Origin of the sequence: Streptomyces sp. WP-1 (genome assembly GCF_030450125.1) — a bacterium.
GTDB lineage: Bacteria > Actinomycetota > Actinomycetes > Streptomycetales > Streptomycetaceae > Streptomyces > Streptomyces incarnatus.
The window spans coordinates 4,964,676-4,980,963 of record NZ_CP123923.1; the positions used below are offsets into that span (position 1 = coordinate 4,964,676).

Annotated in this window: 15 protein-coding genes and 1 riboswitch; of the genes, 7 read left to right on the forward strand and 8 right to left on the reverse strand. The window is 71.3% G+C overall.

Annotation, left to right across the window (positions count from 1 at the left end; genetic code table 11):
* Positions 1 to 173 precede the first annotated feature (173 nt).
* Together QHG49_RS21800 and QHG49_RS21805 are read left to right on the forward strand one after the other, a co-directional pair.
* Positions 174 to 2,264 carry a putative Ig domain-containing protein gene (locus QHG49_RS21800; RefSeq protein WP_301490837.1) on the forward strand — a complete coding sequence of 697 codons (2,091 nt, stop codon included), beginning with the start codon at positions 174 to 176 and terminating at the stop codon, positions 2,262 to 2,264.
* A gap of 177 nt (positions 2,265 to 2,441) precedes the next feature.
* Positions 2,442 to 2,876 (forward strand): hypothetical protein, encoded by a 435-nt coding sequence (locus QHG49_RS21805; protein ID WP_301490839.1) that lies wholly within the window; start codon positions 2,442 to 2,444, stop codon positions 2,874 to 2,876.
* A gap of 16 nt (positions 2,877 to 2,892) precedes the next feature.
* Here the strand turns inward: QHG49_RS21805 and QHG49_RS21810 are convergent, their stop codons facing one another.
* Positions 2,893 to 3,360 (reverse strand): type II toxin-antitoxin system PemK/MazF family toxin, encoded by a 468-nt coding sequence (locus QHG49_RS21810; protein ID WP_145485287.1) that lies wholly within the window; start codon positions 3,358 to 3,360, stop codon positions 2,893 to 2,895.
* A 247-nt stretch (positions 3,361 to 3,607) separates the two neighbouring features.
* Between QHG49_RS21810 and QHG49_RS21815 the strand changes: the two genes are divergently transcribed.
* Entirely contained in the window at positions 3,608 to 4,360 is a 753-nt protein-coding gene (locus QHG49_RS21815; RefSeq protein WP_145485288.1) for an MBL fold metallo-hydrolase, read from the forward strand.
* 72 nt (positions 4,361 to 4,432) lie between these two features.
* Here the strand turns inward: QHG49_RS21815 and QHG49_RS21820 are convergent, their stop codons facing one another.
* Both QHG49_RS21820 and QHG49_RS21825 read right to left on the reverse strand, forming a co-directional pair.
* Positions 4,433 to 5,686, reverse strand: coding sequence for a PTS transporter subunit EIIC (locus QHG49_RS21820; protein WP_159701772.1), 1,254 nt, complete (start codon positions 5,684 to 5,686; stop codon positions 4,433 to 4,435).
* A 153-nt stretch (positions 5,687 to 5,839) separates the two neighbouring features.
* The gene (locus tag QHG49_RS21825; RefSeq protein WP_159701770.1) at positions 5,840 to 7,132 is read right to left on the reverse strand and encodes a PTS transporter subunit EIIC; all 1,293 of its coding nucleotides are present in this window, start codon (positions 7,130 to 7,132) and stop codon (positions 5,840 to 5,842) included.
* 196 nt (positions 7,133 to 7,328) lie between these two features.
* On the opposite strand from QHG49_RS21825, the gene QHG49_RS21830 reads away from it, so the two are divergent.
* The 3 genes from QHG49_RS21830 (at position 7,329) to QHG49_RS21840 (ending at position 8,883) form a co-directional block, all read left to right on the forward strand.
* Positions 7,329 to 7,562, forward strand: a complete 234-nt coding sequence (locus QHG49_RS21830; protein ID WP_145485291.1) for a glucose PTS transporter subunit EIIB — start codon at positions 7,329 to 7,331, stop codon at positions 7,560 to 7,562.
* A gap of 123 nt (positions 7,563 to 7,685) precedes the next feature.
* Entirely contained in the window at positions 7,686 to 8,423 is a 738-nt protein-coding gene (gene rph / locus QHG49_RS21835) for a ribonuclease PH (RefSeq protein ID WP_159701767.1), read from the forward strand.
* A gap of 73 nt (positions 8,424 to 8,496) precedes the next feature.
* A complete protein-coding gene (locus tag QHG49_RS21840; protein ID WP_159701764.1) occupies positions 8,497 to 8,883 on the forward strand; it encodes a hypothetical protein in 387 nt (128 codons plus the stop codon).
* 21 nt (positions 8,884 to 8,904) lie between these two features.
* Here the strand turns inward: QHG49_RS21840 and QHG49_RS21845 are convergent, their stop codons facing one another.
* From QHG49_RS21845 to QHG49_RS21860, 4 genes are read right to left on the reverse strand one after another with little or no spacing between them, the layout of a single operon-like run.
* Positions 8,905 to 9,564, reverse strand: coding sequence for a DUF1707 domain-containing protein (locus QHG49_RS21845; protein ID WP_159701761.1), 660 nt, complete (start codon positions 9,562 to 9,564; stop codon positions 8,905 to 8,907).
* Positions 9,565 to 9,573: 9 nt separating this feature from the next.
* Complete coding sequence (locus tag QHG49_RS21850; RefSeq protein WP_301490842.1) at positions 9,574 to 10,536, reverse strand: ATP-binding cassette domain-containing protein; 963 nt, start codon at positions 10,534 to 10,536, stop codon at positions 9,574 to 9,576.
* A 6-nt stretch (positions 10,537 to 10,542) separates the two neighbouring features.
* Positions 10,543 to 11,307: an ABC transporter permease gene (locus tag QHG49_RS21855; protein ID WP_159708213.1), complete on the reverse strand. Its 765-nt coding sequence runs from the start codon at positions 11,305 to 11,307 to the stop codon at positions 10,543 to 10,545.
* 49 nt (positions 11,308 to 11,356) lie between these two features.
* A complete protein-coding gene (locus QHG49_RS21860; protein ID WP_159701755.1) occupies positions 11,357 to 12,157 on the reverse strand; it encodes an ABC-2 family transporter protein in 801 nt (266 codons plus the stop codon).
* Positions 12,158 to 12,983: 826 nt separating this feature from the next.
* Here QHG49_RS21860 and QHG49_RS21865 point away from each other — a divergent pair.
* A complete protein-coding gene (locus QHG49_RS21865) occupies positions 12,984 to 15,818 on the forward strand; it encodes a transglycosylase domain-containing protein (protein WP_301492881.1) in 2,835 nt (944 codons plus the stop codon).
* An 8-nt stretch (positions 15,819 to 15,826) separates the two neighbouring features.
* On the opposite strand, the gene QHG49_RS21870 is transcribed toward QHG49_RS21865, so the two are convergent.
* A complete protein-coding gene (locus QHG49_RS21870) occupies positions 15,827 to 16,144 on the reverse strand; it encodes a multidrug efflux SMR transporter (protein ID WP_085568544.1) in 318 nt (105 codons plus the stop codon).
* A gap of 36 nt (positions 16,145 to 16,180) precedes the next feature.
* A riboswitch (guanidine-III (ykkC-III) riboswitch) is annotated at positions 16,181 to 16,250 on the reverse strand.
* Between the last annotated feature and the right edge of the window lie 38 nt (positions 16,251 to 16,288).

The following is a 16,288-nucleotide window of genomic DNA, read 5'->3' on the forward strand; positions in this document are numbered from 1 at the left end:
GCCCGGTGGCCGGTGTCCGGGGCTACGTTCCTCCCGCACCCTGTCATGTCACGTTCAGTCGGCATGGAGAGTGTCTGAAGTGTCATGCTCATGACTGCGTGGTCGCCGCTACGCGCGTCACGGGCTGCCAACCAGTGCGAGAAACCCCACTTCCCGATGGAGGCAGTACCCACATGCGTGAGTCACGCCCGAGCGGGCGAACCCGAAGTGCGCGAAGACTTCTGGCCGTCGCCTTTCCCGCTCTCTCCCTGACCGTCGCCGGATTCGCCGCCGCGCCGACGGCCGGCGCGGCCCAGCCCGCCGTCGCGGCCCACCCGGCGACCAGCAAGGTCGCCACGAACGACAAGGCGCTGACCGCCCCCCAGCGGCAGACCTTCCACTCGACCGGCAAGGCCGGGCAGAAGGTCCCCACGACCCATGTGTGCGCCACGGACCACACGCCGGGCCACGCGTCCTGCTTCGCCCAGCGCCGCACGGACATCAAGCAGCAGCTGGCCGCGGCGATCTCGCCCGACGCCACGCCCTCCGGCCTCTCCCCGGCCAACCTGCACAGCGCCTACAACCTGCCCACCTCGGCCGGTTCCGGCATGACCGTGGGCATCGTCGACGCCTACAACGACCCCAACGCCGAGTCGGACCTGGCCACGTACCGGTCCCAGTACGGCCTTTCCGCCTGCACCAAGGCCAACGGCTGCTTCAAGCAGGTCAGCCAGACCGGTTCCACCACCTCGCTGCCGACCAACGACAGCGGCTGGGCCGGCGAAGAGATGCTCGACATCGACATGGTCAGCGCGGTCTGCCCGAACTGCAACATCGTGCTGGTCGAGGCCAACTCGGCGAACGACACCGACCTCGGCGTCGCCGAGAACGAGGCCGTCGCGCTCGGCGCCAAGTTCGTCTCCAACAGCTGGGGCGGCTCCGAGGACTCCTCGCAGACCAGCGAGGACAGCCAGTACTTCAAGCACCCGGGTGTCGCGATCACCGTCTCCGCCGGTGACGAGGGCTACGGTGCCGAGTACCCGGCGACCTCCCAGTACGTGACCGCCGTCGGCGGTACCGCCCTCAGCACCGCCTCCAACTCCCGTGGCTGGAGCGAGTCGGTGTGGAACACCAGCTCCACCGAGGGCACCGGCTCCGGCTGCTCGGCGTACGACCCGAAGCCGAGCTGGCAGACCGACACGGGCTGCTCCAAGCGCATGGAGTCCGACGTCTCCGCGGTCGCCGACCCGGCCACCGGTGTCGCGGTCTACGACACCTACGGCGGCAGCGGCTGGGCGGTCTACGGCGGCACCAGCGCCTCCTCGCCGATCATCGCCAGCGTCTACGCGCTCGCGGGCACCCCGGGCGCCGGTGACTACCCGGCGAAGTACCCCTACAGCCACACCGGCAACCTGAACGACGTGACGAGCGGCTCCAACGGCTCCTGCTCCACGGCGTACTACTGCAAGGCTCAGACCGGCTACGACGGTCCGACCGGCTGGGGCACCCCGAACGGCACCGCCGCCTTCACCTCGGGCGGCGGCACCGGTGGCAACACCGTCTCCGTGACCAACCCGGGCAACCAGTCCACCACGACCGGCAGCTCCGTCAGCCTCTCCGTGAAGGCTTCCGACAGCGCGGGCGCGGCCCTGACCTACAGCGCCTCCGGCCTGCCGACCGGCCTGTCGATCAACAGCTCCACCGGCGTGATCTCCGGTACCGCGTCCACCGCGGGCACCTACCAGGTCACCGTCACCGCGACCGACTCCACCGGCGCGACCGGCTCCACCTCCTTCACCTGGACCGTGAGCACCAGCGGCGGTGGCGGCGGCTGCACCTCGACGCAGCTGCTCGCCAACCCGGGCTTCGAGTCGGGCAACACCGGCTGGACCGCCTCCAGCGGCGTCATCACCAACGACACCGGTGAGGCCGCGCACGGCGGCTCGTACAAGGCGTGGCTGGACGGCTACGGCACCTCGCACACGGACTCCGTGTCCCAGTCGGTGACGATCCCCGCGGGCTGCAAGGCGACCCTGTCCTTCTACCTGCACGTCGACACCGCGGAGACCAGCACCAGCACCGCGTACGACAAGCTGACGGTCACCGCCGGTTCGACCACCCTCGCGAGCTACTCGAACCTGAACAAGTCCACGGGCTACGTCCAGAAGACCTTCGACCTGTCCTCGCTGGCGGGCCAGACGGTCACCCTGAAGTTCAACGGCGTCGAGGACTCCTCGCTCCAGACCAGCTTCGTCGTGGACGACACGTCCCTGACCACCAGCTGATCACCCGCACCGCCTGAACGACCCGGACCACCCTGCGATCCCGCACGCGGAACTCCGCGTGCGGGATCCGTTCGTCGGCCGGTACTTTGCCCGGTGGCGGGATCCGTTCGCGGCCGCGGTACGTCCCATCCGTACCAGGCGGGCCAACCGGCGGCCCCGCAGAAAGGCGGTCCCCCCATGCGCCGTACGACACTTCTCGCCCTCGCGGCCACCCCCCTGCTCCTCGCGGGCTGCGGCACCCACACCGGCCCCACCGGCAGCGGAAAGGTCTCCCCGGTGCCCGGGGGCCCGGTGTGCCGCGACGAGGTGCGGCTGACGGCCGCCGACAGCGGCCGTACCGTCTGCGTGGCCAAGGGCGGCGAGGTACGACTCAGCCTCGGCGGCGCCAAGGACCGCCCCTGGAAGCCGGTCACCGTCACCGGCGGCGCCCTGGAGGCGATCAACTCCGGGCTCGTCGTCCGGCCGGGCGGCGCCGAGGCCGCCTACCGGGCGAGCGCGCCCGGCACCGGGAAGCTGACGTCCTCCCGCCCCATGTGCGCGGCCGACCCCGGCCAGATGTCCTGCAAGGGCATCCAGGAGTGGACGGTCACCGTGACGGTGAAGAGCGGCTGACCGGGTCCCACCGGTTCTAGGCGAGGTGGCGCACCTGGTCCCACAGGACCGGGTCGACCACCCCGACCCGGCGGCGGAAGTCCCCGACCGGCACCTCGCGCAGCTCGTCGGTCTGGAGGAAGCTCGGGCGGCCCCGCGCGTCGCCCACCGCGCCGGGCGGCAGCGGGATCACCCCGGCGCGCTCGTCGTGGTACCTGGTGGTGATCTTCGCGACCGTGGCCCGGTCCCCGCGCACGGCCAGCACCAGACAGGGCCGGTCCTTGACCTCGGCGCGGTCCTCGTACGGCACGTTCGCCCACCAGATGTCACCCGGCGCCGGCCCGCCGCGGGCCGGCGCCGGGTGCCGCTCCCTGGTGCCCGCCCGGCCCGGTGGCCGCGACCGCCGCCCGGCGGGCCGGCGTCCGCGGCCCCAGCCGTCGACGACGGTGGCCACCAGCGCGAGCAGCACCACCGCGGCGAGCGCCAGCCACCAGGACGTGTCCATACGACGACGTTACCGGCGCGCGGCGCGGGGCGCGCGCCCTTGTACGAATCCCGTGCGCCCCGGGCACCAGCCGAACCGGTGACAGCACAGGTGAGTTCGCCCACAACGGCCCCTGGCAGAGGAGCGGCCCGCGTCCGGGCGCCGTACGCTCGACGGACCGCACGACCCCCGTCAGCCCTTTTCGAGGTTCCTCGGCCCTGTGAGGACCCTCGACCCACCTGTCTTCGCCTACGGAGGTTTCTGCTTCATGAAGCTCACCGTCGTCGGCTGCTCGGGGTCGTTCCCGTCCGCGGAATCGGCCTGCTCGAGCTACCTCGTCGAGGCCGACGGCTTCCGGCTGCTTCTCGACATGGGCAACGGCGCCCTGGGCGAGTTGCAGCGCCACTGCGGTCTCTACGACCTCGACGCGATCTTCCTCAGCCATCTGCACGCCGATCACTGCATCGACATGCTCGGGTACTTCGTCGCCCGCTACTACCGCCATGACGGCGGCCGCTGCGCGGCGCTGCCGGTCTACGGCCCCGAGCGCACCGAGCACCGTCTGACCACGGCGCACGGCGACACGCCCGCCGCCTCCTCGATGAGCGAGGTCTTCGACTTCCGCACCGTCAAGCCGGCCACGTTCGAGATCGGCCCCTTCACGGTGCACACCGACCGGGTCCGCCACCCCGTGGAGGCGTTCGGGATCCGGATCGAGCACGGGGGCAGGTCCCTCACCTACTCCGGGGACACCGGGGTCACCCCCGTACTGGACGAGCTGGCCCGGGACACCGACCTGTTCCTGTGCGAGGCCGCGTTCACGTACGGCAAGGAGAACATCCCCGACCTCCACCTCAACGGCCGCGAGGCCGGCGAGACCGCCACCCGCGCCGCCGCCCGCCGCCTGGTCCTGACCCACATCGCCCCCTGGACCGACCCGGCGGTCAACCTCCGCGACGCCCGCGCGTCCTTCACGGGCCCGGTGGAACTGGCGGCACGGGGAGCGGTGTACGAGATCTGAGGGACGGTACGCGCGCGAAGGCCCCGGAACCTGGGCGGTTCCGGGGCCTTCGTCATGCCGTACGGAGGGGCCTCACGCCTTCGTGAGGTCCTCCACCTCCTCCTCGGGCTCGCGGCCCGGAGTCTTCAGGTCGAACTTGATGATCGCGAAGCGGAAGACGACGTAGTACACCGCGCCGAAGACCAGCCCGATCGGGATGATCAGCCATGGCTTGGTCGCCAGATGCCAGTTGAGCGCGTAGTCGATGAAGCCGGCGGAGAAGTTGAAGCCGGCGTGCACGCCCAGCCCCCATGTCACCGCCATGGACACCGCGGTGAGCACGGCGTGGACGACGTACAGCAGCGGCGCGATGAACATGAACGAGAACTCGATCGGCTCGGTGACACCGGTGACGAAGGAGGTCAGCGCGAGGGAGACCATCATGCCGGTGACGACCTTGCGGCGCTCGGGCCGGGCGCAGTGCGCGATCGCGAGGGCGGCGGCCGGCAGACCGAACATCATGATCGGGAAGAAGCCGGACTGGAAGAGACCGGCGGACGGGTCGCCCGCGAGGAACCGGGTGATGTCGCCGTGGACGATCTCGCCGGACGCCTTCTTGTAGTCGCCGATCTGGAACCAGGCCACCGTGTTCACGAACTGGTGCATGCCGATCGGGATCAGACCGCGGTTGACCAGACCGAACAGGGCGGCGCCCGCGGCCCCGAGGCCGGTCATCCACTCGCCGAAGTGCGTGATGCCCTTGCCGATGGGCTCCCAGATCAGGAGGAAGAAGACGCCGACCAGCGTGCCGACGAAGGCCATCAGGATCGGCACCAGGCGGCGGCCGTTGAAGAAGCCGAGCCAGTCCACCAGCTTGGTGCGGTGGAAGCGCTGCCACATGATGGCCGCCAGCAGGCCCATGATGATGCCGCCGAGGACACCGGGGTCGTTGTAGGTGGCGTCCACGATCTTGCCGTGGGTGTCGACGTGCTTGTCGACCAGCGGGAAGGCCTGGAGCACCTTGCTGTAGACGAGGAAGCCGACCACTGCGGCCAGGGCGGTGGAGCCGTCGGCCTTCTTGGCGAAGCCGATGGCCACGCCTATGCAGAACAGCAGGGGGAGCGACCCGGTCAGGGCACCGCCGGCCGCGTTGAAGACGGTCGCGACCTTGTCCCAGCCGAGGCCGTCCTTGCCGAAGATGTCATCCTGGCCCAGGCGGACCATGATGCCCGCGGCCGGCAGTACGGCGATCGGGAGCTGAAGGCTCCGGCCGACCTTCTGCAGGCCCTGGAACAGGCCCGCTCCCCGCTTCTTTGCGGGGGCCGCCGTTGCGGTGGCGGTGCTCATACGTCGTCCTCCATCGGGTGGTGGTCTACACCACTCACTGGTGTAGACCTGTTGTAGCACGATGAAGGCGCCGTAAGGAACCACGAATTCCGCGACCGGAACGCTACGCGCCGTGCAGGGCGGGGCGGCCCCGGGGGCGGCGGGCCGCGGGGGTCAGAGCCCGGTCACGTCCTCGACCTCCGCCTCGGGCTCGCGGCCCGGGGTCCTGAGGTCGAAGCGGGTGATGGCGAAGCGGAAGACGGCGTAGTAGACCGCCGCGAAGCACAGGCCGATCGGGATGATCAGCCAGGGCCTGGTCGCCAGATGCCAGTTGATGACGTAGTCGATCAGCCCCGCCGAGAAGCTGAAGCCGTCGTGCACCCCGAGCGCCCACGTCACCGCCATCGACACCCCGGTCAGCACCGCGTGGACGGCGTACAGGACCGGCGCGATGAACATGAACGAGTACTCGATCGGCTCGGTGATCCCCGTGACGAACGACGTCAGCGCCACCGACAGCATCAGCCCGCCGACCTCCTTGCGGCGATGCGGCTCGGCGCAGTGTGTGATCGCCAGCGCCGCCGCCGGCAGCGCGAACATCATGATCGGGAAGAAGCCCGAGGTGAACTGCCCCGCGTGCGGATCGCCCGCCAGGAACATGCTGATGTCACCGTGCACCACCGTCCCGTCCGGCTGCGTGTAACTGCCGAACTGGAACCAGATGGGCACGTTCAGGAACTGGTGCAGGCCCACCACCAGCAGCGCCCGGTTGGTGACACCGAACAGCCCCGCCCCCCACGCCCCGGCCGCGTGCAGCCAGCGGCTGAAGCTCTCCAGACCCGCCCCGATCGGCGGCCATACCCACAGGCACAGCGCCGCGAAGAGGATGGCCGCGAACGCCATGAGGATCGGCACCAGACGGCGGCCGTTGAAGAAGCCCAGCCAGTCCACCAGCCGCGTCCGATGGAACCGCGCCCACAGGAAAGCGGCCAGCAGCCCCAGCACGATCCCGCCGAACACCCCCGGGTTCTGGAAGGTGAACGCCGCCACCGTCCCGTCCCCGGCCCGGCACCCCACCCCCGGCAGCGCCGTCGAACCGCCCGGGCAGTCCTGCGGGAACTGGTGCAGCACCCCGTAGTAGACGAGAAAGCCCGCGACCGCCGCGAGCGCCGTGGAGCCGTCCGCCTTCTTCGCCATCCCGATCGCCACGCCCACGCAGAACAGCAGCGGCAGCCCCAGCGAACCGTCCAGCAGCGCCCCGCCCGCGCCCCGCATCACCTTCGCGACCGTCGTCCAGCCCAGCCCGTCGGCGCCCACCACACCCTGCTGACCGAGCCCGATCAGCAGCCCCGCCGCGGGCAGCACCGCGATCGGCAACTGAAGGCTGCGCCCCATCTTCTGGAGCCCCTGGAACAGCCGGCCCCAGCGCTCCCGCGCCGCACTCCCCGTCGCGCTCCCCTCGCTCATGGGCGTCCTCCGGCCACTCGGCGGCCACTCGACTCGGGTGCGGTTTGGCGACCGTCCCTCCGCTGGTGTAGACCAGTTGCCCGGACGGTTCCGCTGTCGTGAACGCCATCTTTCGGCACGGACGGCATGACCGCTCGCGAAGATGGGCCAACTGTGGGTTACTGCGACAAAGCGGTTCGGATCAGGGAGAAGCAACATGGCCAGCAAGGCTGAGAAGATCGTCGCCGGCCTCGGCGGGATCGACAACATCGAGGAGATCGAGGGCTGCATCACCCGCCTGCGCACCGAGGTCTCGGACCCCTCGCTCGTGAACGACGCCGCCCTGAAGGCCGCCGGCGCCCACGGCGTCGTCAAGATGGGCACCGCCATCCAGGTCGTCATCGGCACCGACGCCGACCCGATCGCCGCGGAGATCGAAGACATGATGTGAACCCCGGGACCCGCACGGGTCCTGCCGGGCTCCACCGGGAACGTCACCGGTGACGTCACCGGTCGAGGGGCTCTTCCCGACGCGGGAGGAGCCCCTTCCGTATCTACGGCTAGGCTCCATGCCATGTCTCGCATCGACGGCCGTACCCCCGAACAGCTCCGCCCGGTCACCATCGAACGCGGATGGAGCAAGCACGCCGAGGGCTCCGTCCTCGTCTCCTTCGGTGACACCAAGGTCTTCTGCACCGCCTCCGTCACCGAGGGCGTCCCGCGCTGGCGCAAGGGCAGCGGCGAGGGCTGGGTCACCGCGGAGTACTCCATGCTGCCCCGCGCCACCAACACCCGCGGCGACCGCGAGTCGGTCAAGGGCCGCATCGGCGGCCGTACCCACGAGATCTCCCGCCTCATCGGCCGCTCCCTGCGCGCCGTCATCGACTACAAGGCGCTCGGCGAGAACACCATCGTCCTCGACTGCGACGTCCTCCAGGCCGACGGCGGCACCCGCACCGCCGCCATCACCGGCGCGTACGTCGCCCTCGCCGACGCCGTCACATGGGCGCGGGGCAAGAAGCTGATCAAGGCCGGCCGGCAGCCGCTGACCGGCACGGTGAGCGCGGTCTCCGTCGGCATCGTCGGCGGCGTCCCCCTCCTCGACCTCTGCTACGAGGAGGACGTGCGCGCCGAGACCGACATGAACGTCGTCTGCACCGGCGACGGCCGCTTCGTCGAGGTCCAGGGCACCGCGGAGGCGGAGCCGTTCGCCCGCGACGAGCTGAACGCGCTGCTCGACCTCGCGGTTAGCGGCTGCGACACGCTGGCCGCGCACCAGCGGGCGGCCCTGGAGGCCACGCTCGCCCCGTGACGGGCAACCCGGCGGCCCCTCCCCGCGTCCTACCTCTACGCAGTAGAGGGACACCCGGGGAGGGAACATCATCATGGCCGCCAGCCGAGGCCGTCTCGCCGCCGTCATGGCGACCGCCGCGCTCACCGCAGGCCTCGTCGGCGGCTGCGGCGCCGTGCACAAGGCGATGGACTGCGTGCACACCGCCGACACCATCGCCGACGGCGTCACCGATCTCCAGCAGGCGGTGGAGAACGCCGCGCACGACCCCGGGCGGGCCGACTCCGCGCTCGACACGATCGAGAAGAACGTGCGGAAGATCGGGGACAAGACGGACGACGCCGATGTCAACAAGGCGGTGGACGATCTGAACAAGGCGGTGGGCGGTGTTCGTACGGCCATCAAGAACGGTGATCGGACGCCCGACGTGGGGCCGGTGACGGATGCGGCGGGGGAGCTGACGAAGGGGTGCGCGAAGTAGTCCGGTGCGGGTTCGCTGTGGCTAGCCGCGCAGTTCTCCGCGCCCCTTCGGAGCGCGTTCGAGGGAGCGCTTGCGGGCCTTGCGGGCGACCCCCACCCCGCCCCAGAACGCGAAGCCCCCGATGACGACCCGCGGGGCGCCCGGGTCGGACAGGCCCTCGTCCCGCGGGTGCTCGAACGCGCCCATGATGCCGAGGCCCCGTACGACGACCTCGACGCCCGGCGGCACGGTGATCTGGACGCCGCCCAGGACGGCCACGATATTGATCTCCACCTCGCGGTCGGCGAAGTTCGCGTCCCGCAGGTCGAGGTCGGCGCCGCCCAGGAACGCGAGGCACTTGAAGCGCTTGGGCACGGTCCAGCGGCCCTTGCGCTCGAAGCCGGACAGGATGGCGATGCCGCCCGAGGACGAGCCCTCGCCGCCGACGATGCGGGAGGACCAACTGTCGTCCCGCACCGGAGCCTTGGCGAAGGAGACCGGCGCCGGGGCGGAACCGGCGGGCAGATCGCGGGTGATCGGGACCAGCTCGCCGTACGTACGCGCCGCGTACGTCGCCTCCAGCCGCTCCTCGAACTCGCCCATGTCCAGGCGCCCTTCGGCGAGAGCGTCGCGCAGCACCTCGGCGACCCGTTCCCGGTCGGTGTCGGAGGCGCGGAGTTCGGGACGTGCGTCGTCGGTCATGGCAGCAGCCTACGAGACCGCCTTCTCCGCGTACATCTTCGCGATGACGGCCTCGATGTCCGGCTCCCGCACCGACAGGTCCACCAGCGGATACGCCGCCGCGAGATGCGCGACCAGCGGCGCCGCCGACCGCCCCGCCGGGAACGCCAGCCACTGCCGGGGCCCCTCCACCCGCACCACCCGCGCCGACGGCACCTCCACCGGCGGCAGCTCCCGCTCCAGGTCCACCACCAGGGTCCGCTCGCTCTCCCCGGCCTCGTGCAGCCCCGTGAGCGGGCCGTCGTACATCAGCCGGCCGTGGTCGATCACCATCACCCGGGAGCACAGCTGCTCGATGTCCTGGAGATCATGGGTGGTCAGCAGCACGGTCGTACCGCTCGCGGCGTTCAACTCCCGCAAAAACCCGCGCACCTTGGCCTTGGAGACGACGTCCAGGCCGATCGTCGGCTCGTCCAGGTACAGCACCTCCGGGTCGTGCAGCAGCGCCGCCGCGATGTCCCCGCGCATCCGCTGACCCAGCGAGAGCTGGCGCACCGGGGTGTCCAACAGGGTCCGCAGTTCCAGGAGTTCGACCAGGCGGTCCAGATTATCCCGGTAACGGGCGTCCGGGATGCGGTACATACGGTGCGCGAGCCGGTAGGAGTCGAGCAGCGGCAGGTCCCACCACAAAGTGGTGCGCTGTCCGAACACCACCCCGATGCGATGCGCGAGGCGCGCGCGCTCCCGCGAGGGGTCGATGCCCGCGACCCGCAGCCGGCCGCCGCTCGGCGTCAGGATCCCGGTCAGCATCTTGATCGTGGTGGACTTCCCGGCACCGTTCGGCCCGATGTAGCCCACCATCTCCCCGCGCGCCACGGTGAACGACAGCGAGTCCACCGCCCGCACCTCGTGCCGCTCCCGCTTGAGGAAGCCGGTCCTGCGGCGCACCGGGAAGACCTTCTCCACCCTCTCCAGCGCGATGAAGTCGTCCATGAGGTCCTAGCTCCCTGTGCTCCGGTACGAACGAAGTCCCGCCCGCCAGGCCAGCCCGGCCAGCGCGCAGCAGCCCGCCGCCACCAGCGGCGTCGTCCACGCCACCCAGCCCGGCAGGTCCAGCGGATACGGCCGCCCGAGGATGTAGCTCGCGGGCAGCCAGTTGACGAAGGCCAGCGGCAGCACGAACGTCACCCCGCGCACCAGCTCCCGGCCGAACACCGTCGGCGGGTACTGGAGCAGCGTCGTACCGCCGTACGTGAACGCGTTCTGCACCTCGGCCGCGTCCTGCGCCACGAACTGGAAGGCCGCGCCCGCCACGAACACCGCGCAGAAGATCCCGCACCCCGCGAGCAGCGCCACCGGCATCAGCAGCAGCCGGTCCACGCTCCAGCCGACGTCCAGCCGGGTCAGCGCCCAGCCCAGCACCAGCGAGCCCTGGGTGACCCGGCCGAGGCGGCGCAGCGCGAACCGGTCCGCCGCCACCTGCGCCAGTATCGGCGCCGGCCGCACCAGCAGCGCGTCCAGCGTGCCGTCCCGCAGCCGCCGGCCCAGCCGGTCCATCGAGCCGATCACCAGGTCCGCCAGACCGAAGGAGACCGCCGACAGGCCGTACAGGAACGCCACTTCGGGCAGCGTCCAGCCGCCGAGGGCACGCACCCGCGAGAACATCAGCATGATCGCGACGAAGTCGAAGAAGGTCGCCGCGAAACTCCCGAACGTGGTCATGGCGAACGACGCCCGGTACGCCATCGTCGACCGGATCCACATCCCGGCGATCAGCCCGTACGCCCGCGCCCCCTCCGCGAGCCGCCCGCGCTCAGCCACCCTGCACCACCACCCGCCGCGTCGCCACCGACTGGAGCAGCCGCCCGGCACCCAGCAGCACCACGGCCCACGCCCCCTGGAACAGATACGTGCGCAGCGGGTCCCCGTGCCCGAGCAGGATGTCGGCGGGCGCCTGGAGGAGCGAGGACCAGGGCAGGGCGCGTACGACGGTACCGAGCGCCCCCGGGAACACGTTCAGCGGCAGCAGCATCCCCGAGCAGAAGTAGCCGAGCAGCCACGTCATCTGGCTCACCCCGGTGCCGTCCAGCAGCCAGAACGCGCTCAGCGCCACCAGATAGCGGATGCCGAAGCCGACCAGCATCGCCAGCAGCACGGCCAGCAGGAACGCCGCCCAGGTGGCCGGGCTCGCCGGCAGGTACGCCGGGAAGACCAGCGCGCCGAAGACGAAGGGGACCACGCCCCGCCCCAGCAGCTGGAAGAACGCCCGGCCCAGGTCGGCGGAGAGCCACCACAGCTGGAGGTCGGCCGGCCGGTACAGGTCGATCGCCACGTCCCCCGTCCGGATGCGTTCCATCAGTTCGTCCTCGACGCCCCCGCCGCTGATCGCGAGCGTCGACAGGAAGGCCTGACCGAGCCACACATAGGTGACGGCCTGCGCCTGGTCGTATCCCCCCAGATGCGGTTTCAGGTCCCATAGGGCCTTGTAGGTGTAGACGAGAATGAGTCCGAAGACCGTGTTGGTGAAGACCCCTGCCGCAGTGGCGGCCTTATACGTCGCGTACCGTCTGAATCCCCCTAACGCGACGGCCGCGTACAACCGTCCCGCGCCCACGTCAGTCGACCTCCTCGGACCGCTCGACACCGAAGCGCAGGAGCCTAGTCCGGAGGCCCGGCGGCCTGCCACGCATTTTGTGGCCGAAGCGTGCCGGAATCCGGGAACGGAACGCCAGGTGCGAGAGTCTTCAAACGGGGGGCGCAGAAGGCGTACGAGGCGTACGGGAACGTACGACGCGAAACAGGAGTCCGTGCACGACATGAGCGACGAGCCACAGCCGCAGCAGCCGAACGAAGGCGTGGCACCGGATAAGCCGCTGCCGGCTGCGAGGCCCGGGAGCCCGACGCCGGGCTCCCCCGCCACCCCGTCGGAGGGGGCCGGCCGAGTGAAGGACACCGAGGAATCGGGGAGGGACGAGGAGGCGGAGACGGCCGAGGGACCGGAGCGACCTGAGGGGGCCGGGAAGACCGGGAGGCCCGAGGGTCCGCAGAAGCGCGAGGCTTCTCGGAAGCCCGAGGGTTCCCGGAAGCCCGAGGGGCGCGCCGATGCCTCCGGTAAGGCGCAGGACGCCGACAAGACCCGGGGCGCCGACAGGACCCAGGGTGCGGCCGAGGGCACGCCCGCCGGTGACCGCGGGGCGGCCCGGGACTCCGGGGCGGCGGCCGACGCCGCGCGCCGTTCCGTGCCCGCGCCCCAGGACCGTACGGCCTCCGTCGCCCGCGCCCGGCAGGCGGCGCGGGACGCCCGTACCGAGAAGGGCGCGGCCACGGCCGCCGAGGGCGAGGGCACCGCCGAGCGCGGCGAGTCCGGCAAGCCCGCCGGCACCGGCAAGCCGCAGGTTCCGGGCGCCCGGACGCCCGAGCAGCCGGCCGAGAGCACCCAGGTGCTGCGCCGCATCACACCGCCCCGGGATCCCCAGGGCTCCGCGAAGGGTCCCGGCAAGCCCGGTCAGTCGGGCAAGTCCGGTCAGGACGCCCCGGCGCCCGAGACCACCCAGGTGCTCCGCCGCGTCAACGCCCCGCGCAAGGGCGAGCCCGGCGGCCCCGGCACGGCGGGTACGTCCGCGACCGGATCGCCCGCGAGCGGACCCACCGGCCACACGACCGGCTCCCGGCCGGGCGGCCCCTCCGCCCGCGCCGCGGGCACGGCGGGCGCGGCCGCCGCGGGAGCCCTCGGCGCGGCCGGCACGGCGAAGGCGGCGGGTGCCGCCGGTGCTGCCGGTACCGCCGGTGCCGCGACCGCCGCCAACGGCGCCGCCTCCGGCCCCCGTGCCGGCACCGGCACCGGCCCGACCCCCGGCCAGACGCCCCCTTCCGGCTCGGACACCTCCACCGGCACCGGCGCGGACGACGGCAAGGGCAAGGGCAAGAAGAAGGCCAAGAAGCCCAAGCGCACCGGATGGCGGCGCTTCGTACCGACCTGGAAGATGACGCTCGGCACCTTCGTCTTCCTGGTGCTCGCGGTCATCGGGCTGTTCTTCGTGGGCTACTCGCTCGTCGACATCCCGCCCGCCAACGCCCTCGCCACCAAGCAGGCGAACGTCTACCTCTACGCCGACGGCTCCCAGATCGCCCGCGACACCCGCGACAGCCAGGTGAACCGGGAGAAGGTCACCCTCGCCGAGGTCTCCAAGGACGCCCAGCACGCCGTACTGGCCGCCGAGGACCGCGACTTCTACACCGAGTCCGCCATCGACCCCAAGGCGATGCTCCGCGCCGCCTGGAACACCGCGACCGGCAAGGGCAAGCAGTCCGGCTCCACGATCACCCAGCAGTACGTGAAGAACTACTACCTGGCCCAGGAACAGACGGTCACCCGTAAGGCCAAGGAGTTCTTCATCTCGATCAAGCTCGACCGGAACAAGTCCAAGGACGAGATCCTGGAGGGCTACCTCAACACCAGCTACTTCGGCCGCAACGCCTACGGCATCCAGGCCGCCGCCCAGGCCTACTACGGCCGCGACGCCAAGGACCTCGACCCGGCCCGCGCCGCCTACCTCGCCGCGCTCGTCAACGCGCCCAGCGAGTACGACGTCGTCGCGCACCCGGAGAACAGGTCCGCGGCCGTGGCCCGCTGGAACTACGTCCTGGACGGCATGGTCAAGCAGGGCTGGCTCAGCCAGTCCGAGCGCACCGGGATGAAGTTCCCGATGCCCAAGGAGCAGACGCTGTCCACCGGCATGTCCGGCCAGCGCGGCTACCTCGTGGACGCCGTCAAGCACTACCTGATCGCGAACCACATCCTCGACTCCGACCAGCTCGAAGCCGGCGGCTACCGCATCACCACCACCATCCAGAAGGGCAAGCAGGACGCCTTCGTCAAGGCGGTGAACGACCAGCTGGTCTCCAAGCTGGACAAGAAGAACAACAAGGTCGACAGCTACGTCCGCGCGGGCGGCGCCTCCGTCGACCCGAAGACCGGCCAGGTCGTCGCGATGTACGGCGGCATCGACTACGTGAAGCAGTACACCAACGGCGCGACCCGCGGTGACTTCCAGGTCGGCTCCACCTTCAAGCCGTTCGTCTTCACCTCCGCGGTGCAGAACGGGTCCACCACCGAGGACGGCCGCCGCATCACCCCGAACACCCAGTACGACGGCACCAACGAGCGCCCCGTACAGGGCTGGAACGGCGGCGCCTACGCCCCGCAGAACGAAGACCAGAAGTCGTACGGTCAGATCACCGTCACCAAGGCCACCGACCTCTCGGTGAACGCGGTGTACGCGCAGATGGCCGTCGACGTCGGCCCGAGCAAGGTCAAGCAGACCGCGATCGACCTGGGCATCCCCGCCGACACCCCGGACCTCCAGCCGTACCCGTCCATCGCGCTCGGCCCCGCCACCGCCAGCGTCCTGGACATGGCCGAGGGCTACGCCACGCTCGCCAACCACGGCAAGCACGGCACGTACACCATGGTCAAGAAGATCACCCGCAACGGCACCGACGAGATCAAGCTGCCCGACACCTCCGTCAAGCAGGCCGTCAGCCGCGCCGCCGCCGACACCACCACCGCCATGCTGAAGAGCGTGGTCCAGGGCGGCACCGCCACCGCCGCGCAGGGCGCGGGCCGCCCGGCGGCCGGCAAGACCGGTACCGCGGAGAACGACACCGCCGCCTGGTTCGCCGGCTACACCCCCGACCTCGCCACGGTGGTCTCCGTGATGGGCCAGGACCCGGTGACGGCCAAGCACATGCCGCTGTACGGCGCGCTCGGCCAGGCCCGTATGAACGGCGGCGGCCCGCCCACCCAGATCTGGGCCCAGTACACCCACGACGCCCTGAAGAACACCCCGGCCTCCTCCTTCGACCTCCAGCTCCAGGAAGGCGCGGACCAGCCGCAGCCGCCCGGCCCCGGCGACCCCAGCGCGTCCGCCGGCACGGACGGCAGCGACACCGGCGGCACCACCGAGCCCGGCGGCACCCCGAGCGGCACCCCCTCCGACGGCGGCACCACCGGCACCCCGGCCGACGGCGGCGCGGCGACCGGCGGTGCGGCCGACGGCGGCGCCGCCACGGGTGGCACCGCGACGGGCGGCACCGACCCGGGCGACGGCGGCGCCGCGGGCGGCAGCCCCAACGGCGGAGCCGCGGCGGGCGGCGGCCAAGGCGGCGGCCAGGGCGGTGGCGGCGGCACACCGGCGGACGGCGGCGGCGGTGCCGCGGCCGGCGGCGGCACCGGCACCATCGCCGGGACCGGCCCCGGCGGCCCCGGCACCTGAGCCGCGCCTCAGCCGCTGGTCGCCTTCAGCCCCACCACGGCGACCAGCAGCAGGCACACGAAGAAGATCCGGGCGGCGGTGACCGGCTCACCGAGCACCACCATGCCGAGCACCGCCGCCCCGGCCGCGCCGATACCGACCCACACCCCGTAGGCGGTACCGATGGGCAGGGACCGGGCCGCGTACGACAGCAGCACCATGCTGGCGACGATCCCGGCACCGGTGAGCACACTGGGCACCGGCCGGGTGAAACCCTCGCTGTACTTCATCCCGATCGACCAGCCCACTTCCAGCAGACCGGCCACGACAAGCAGAACCCAGGCCACGACGGCCACCTCCGAGACGTACGACGCTTCTTCCGCGGTGCGTCGTCTTTGCCTGCATCCCGGTACGGCGCGTCTCGTCGGGCTCACTCCCGAACCTAGCAAAAACACGAGGAAGAGGGCTGGTGACCACGGTCACCAGCCCTC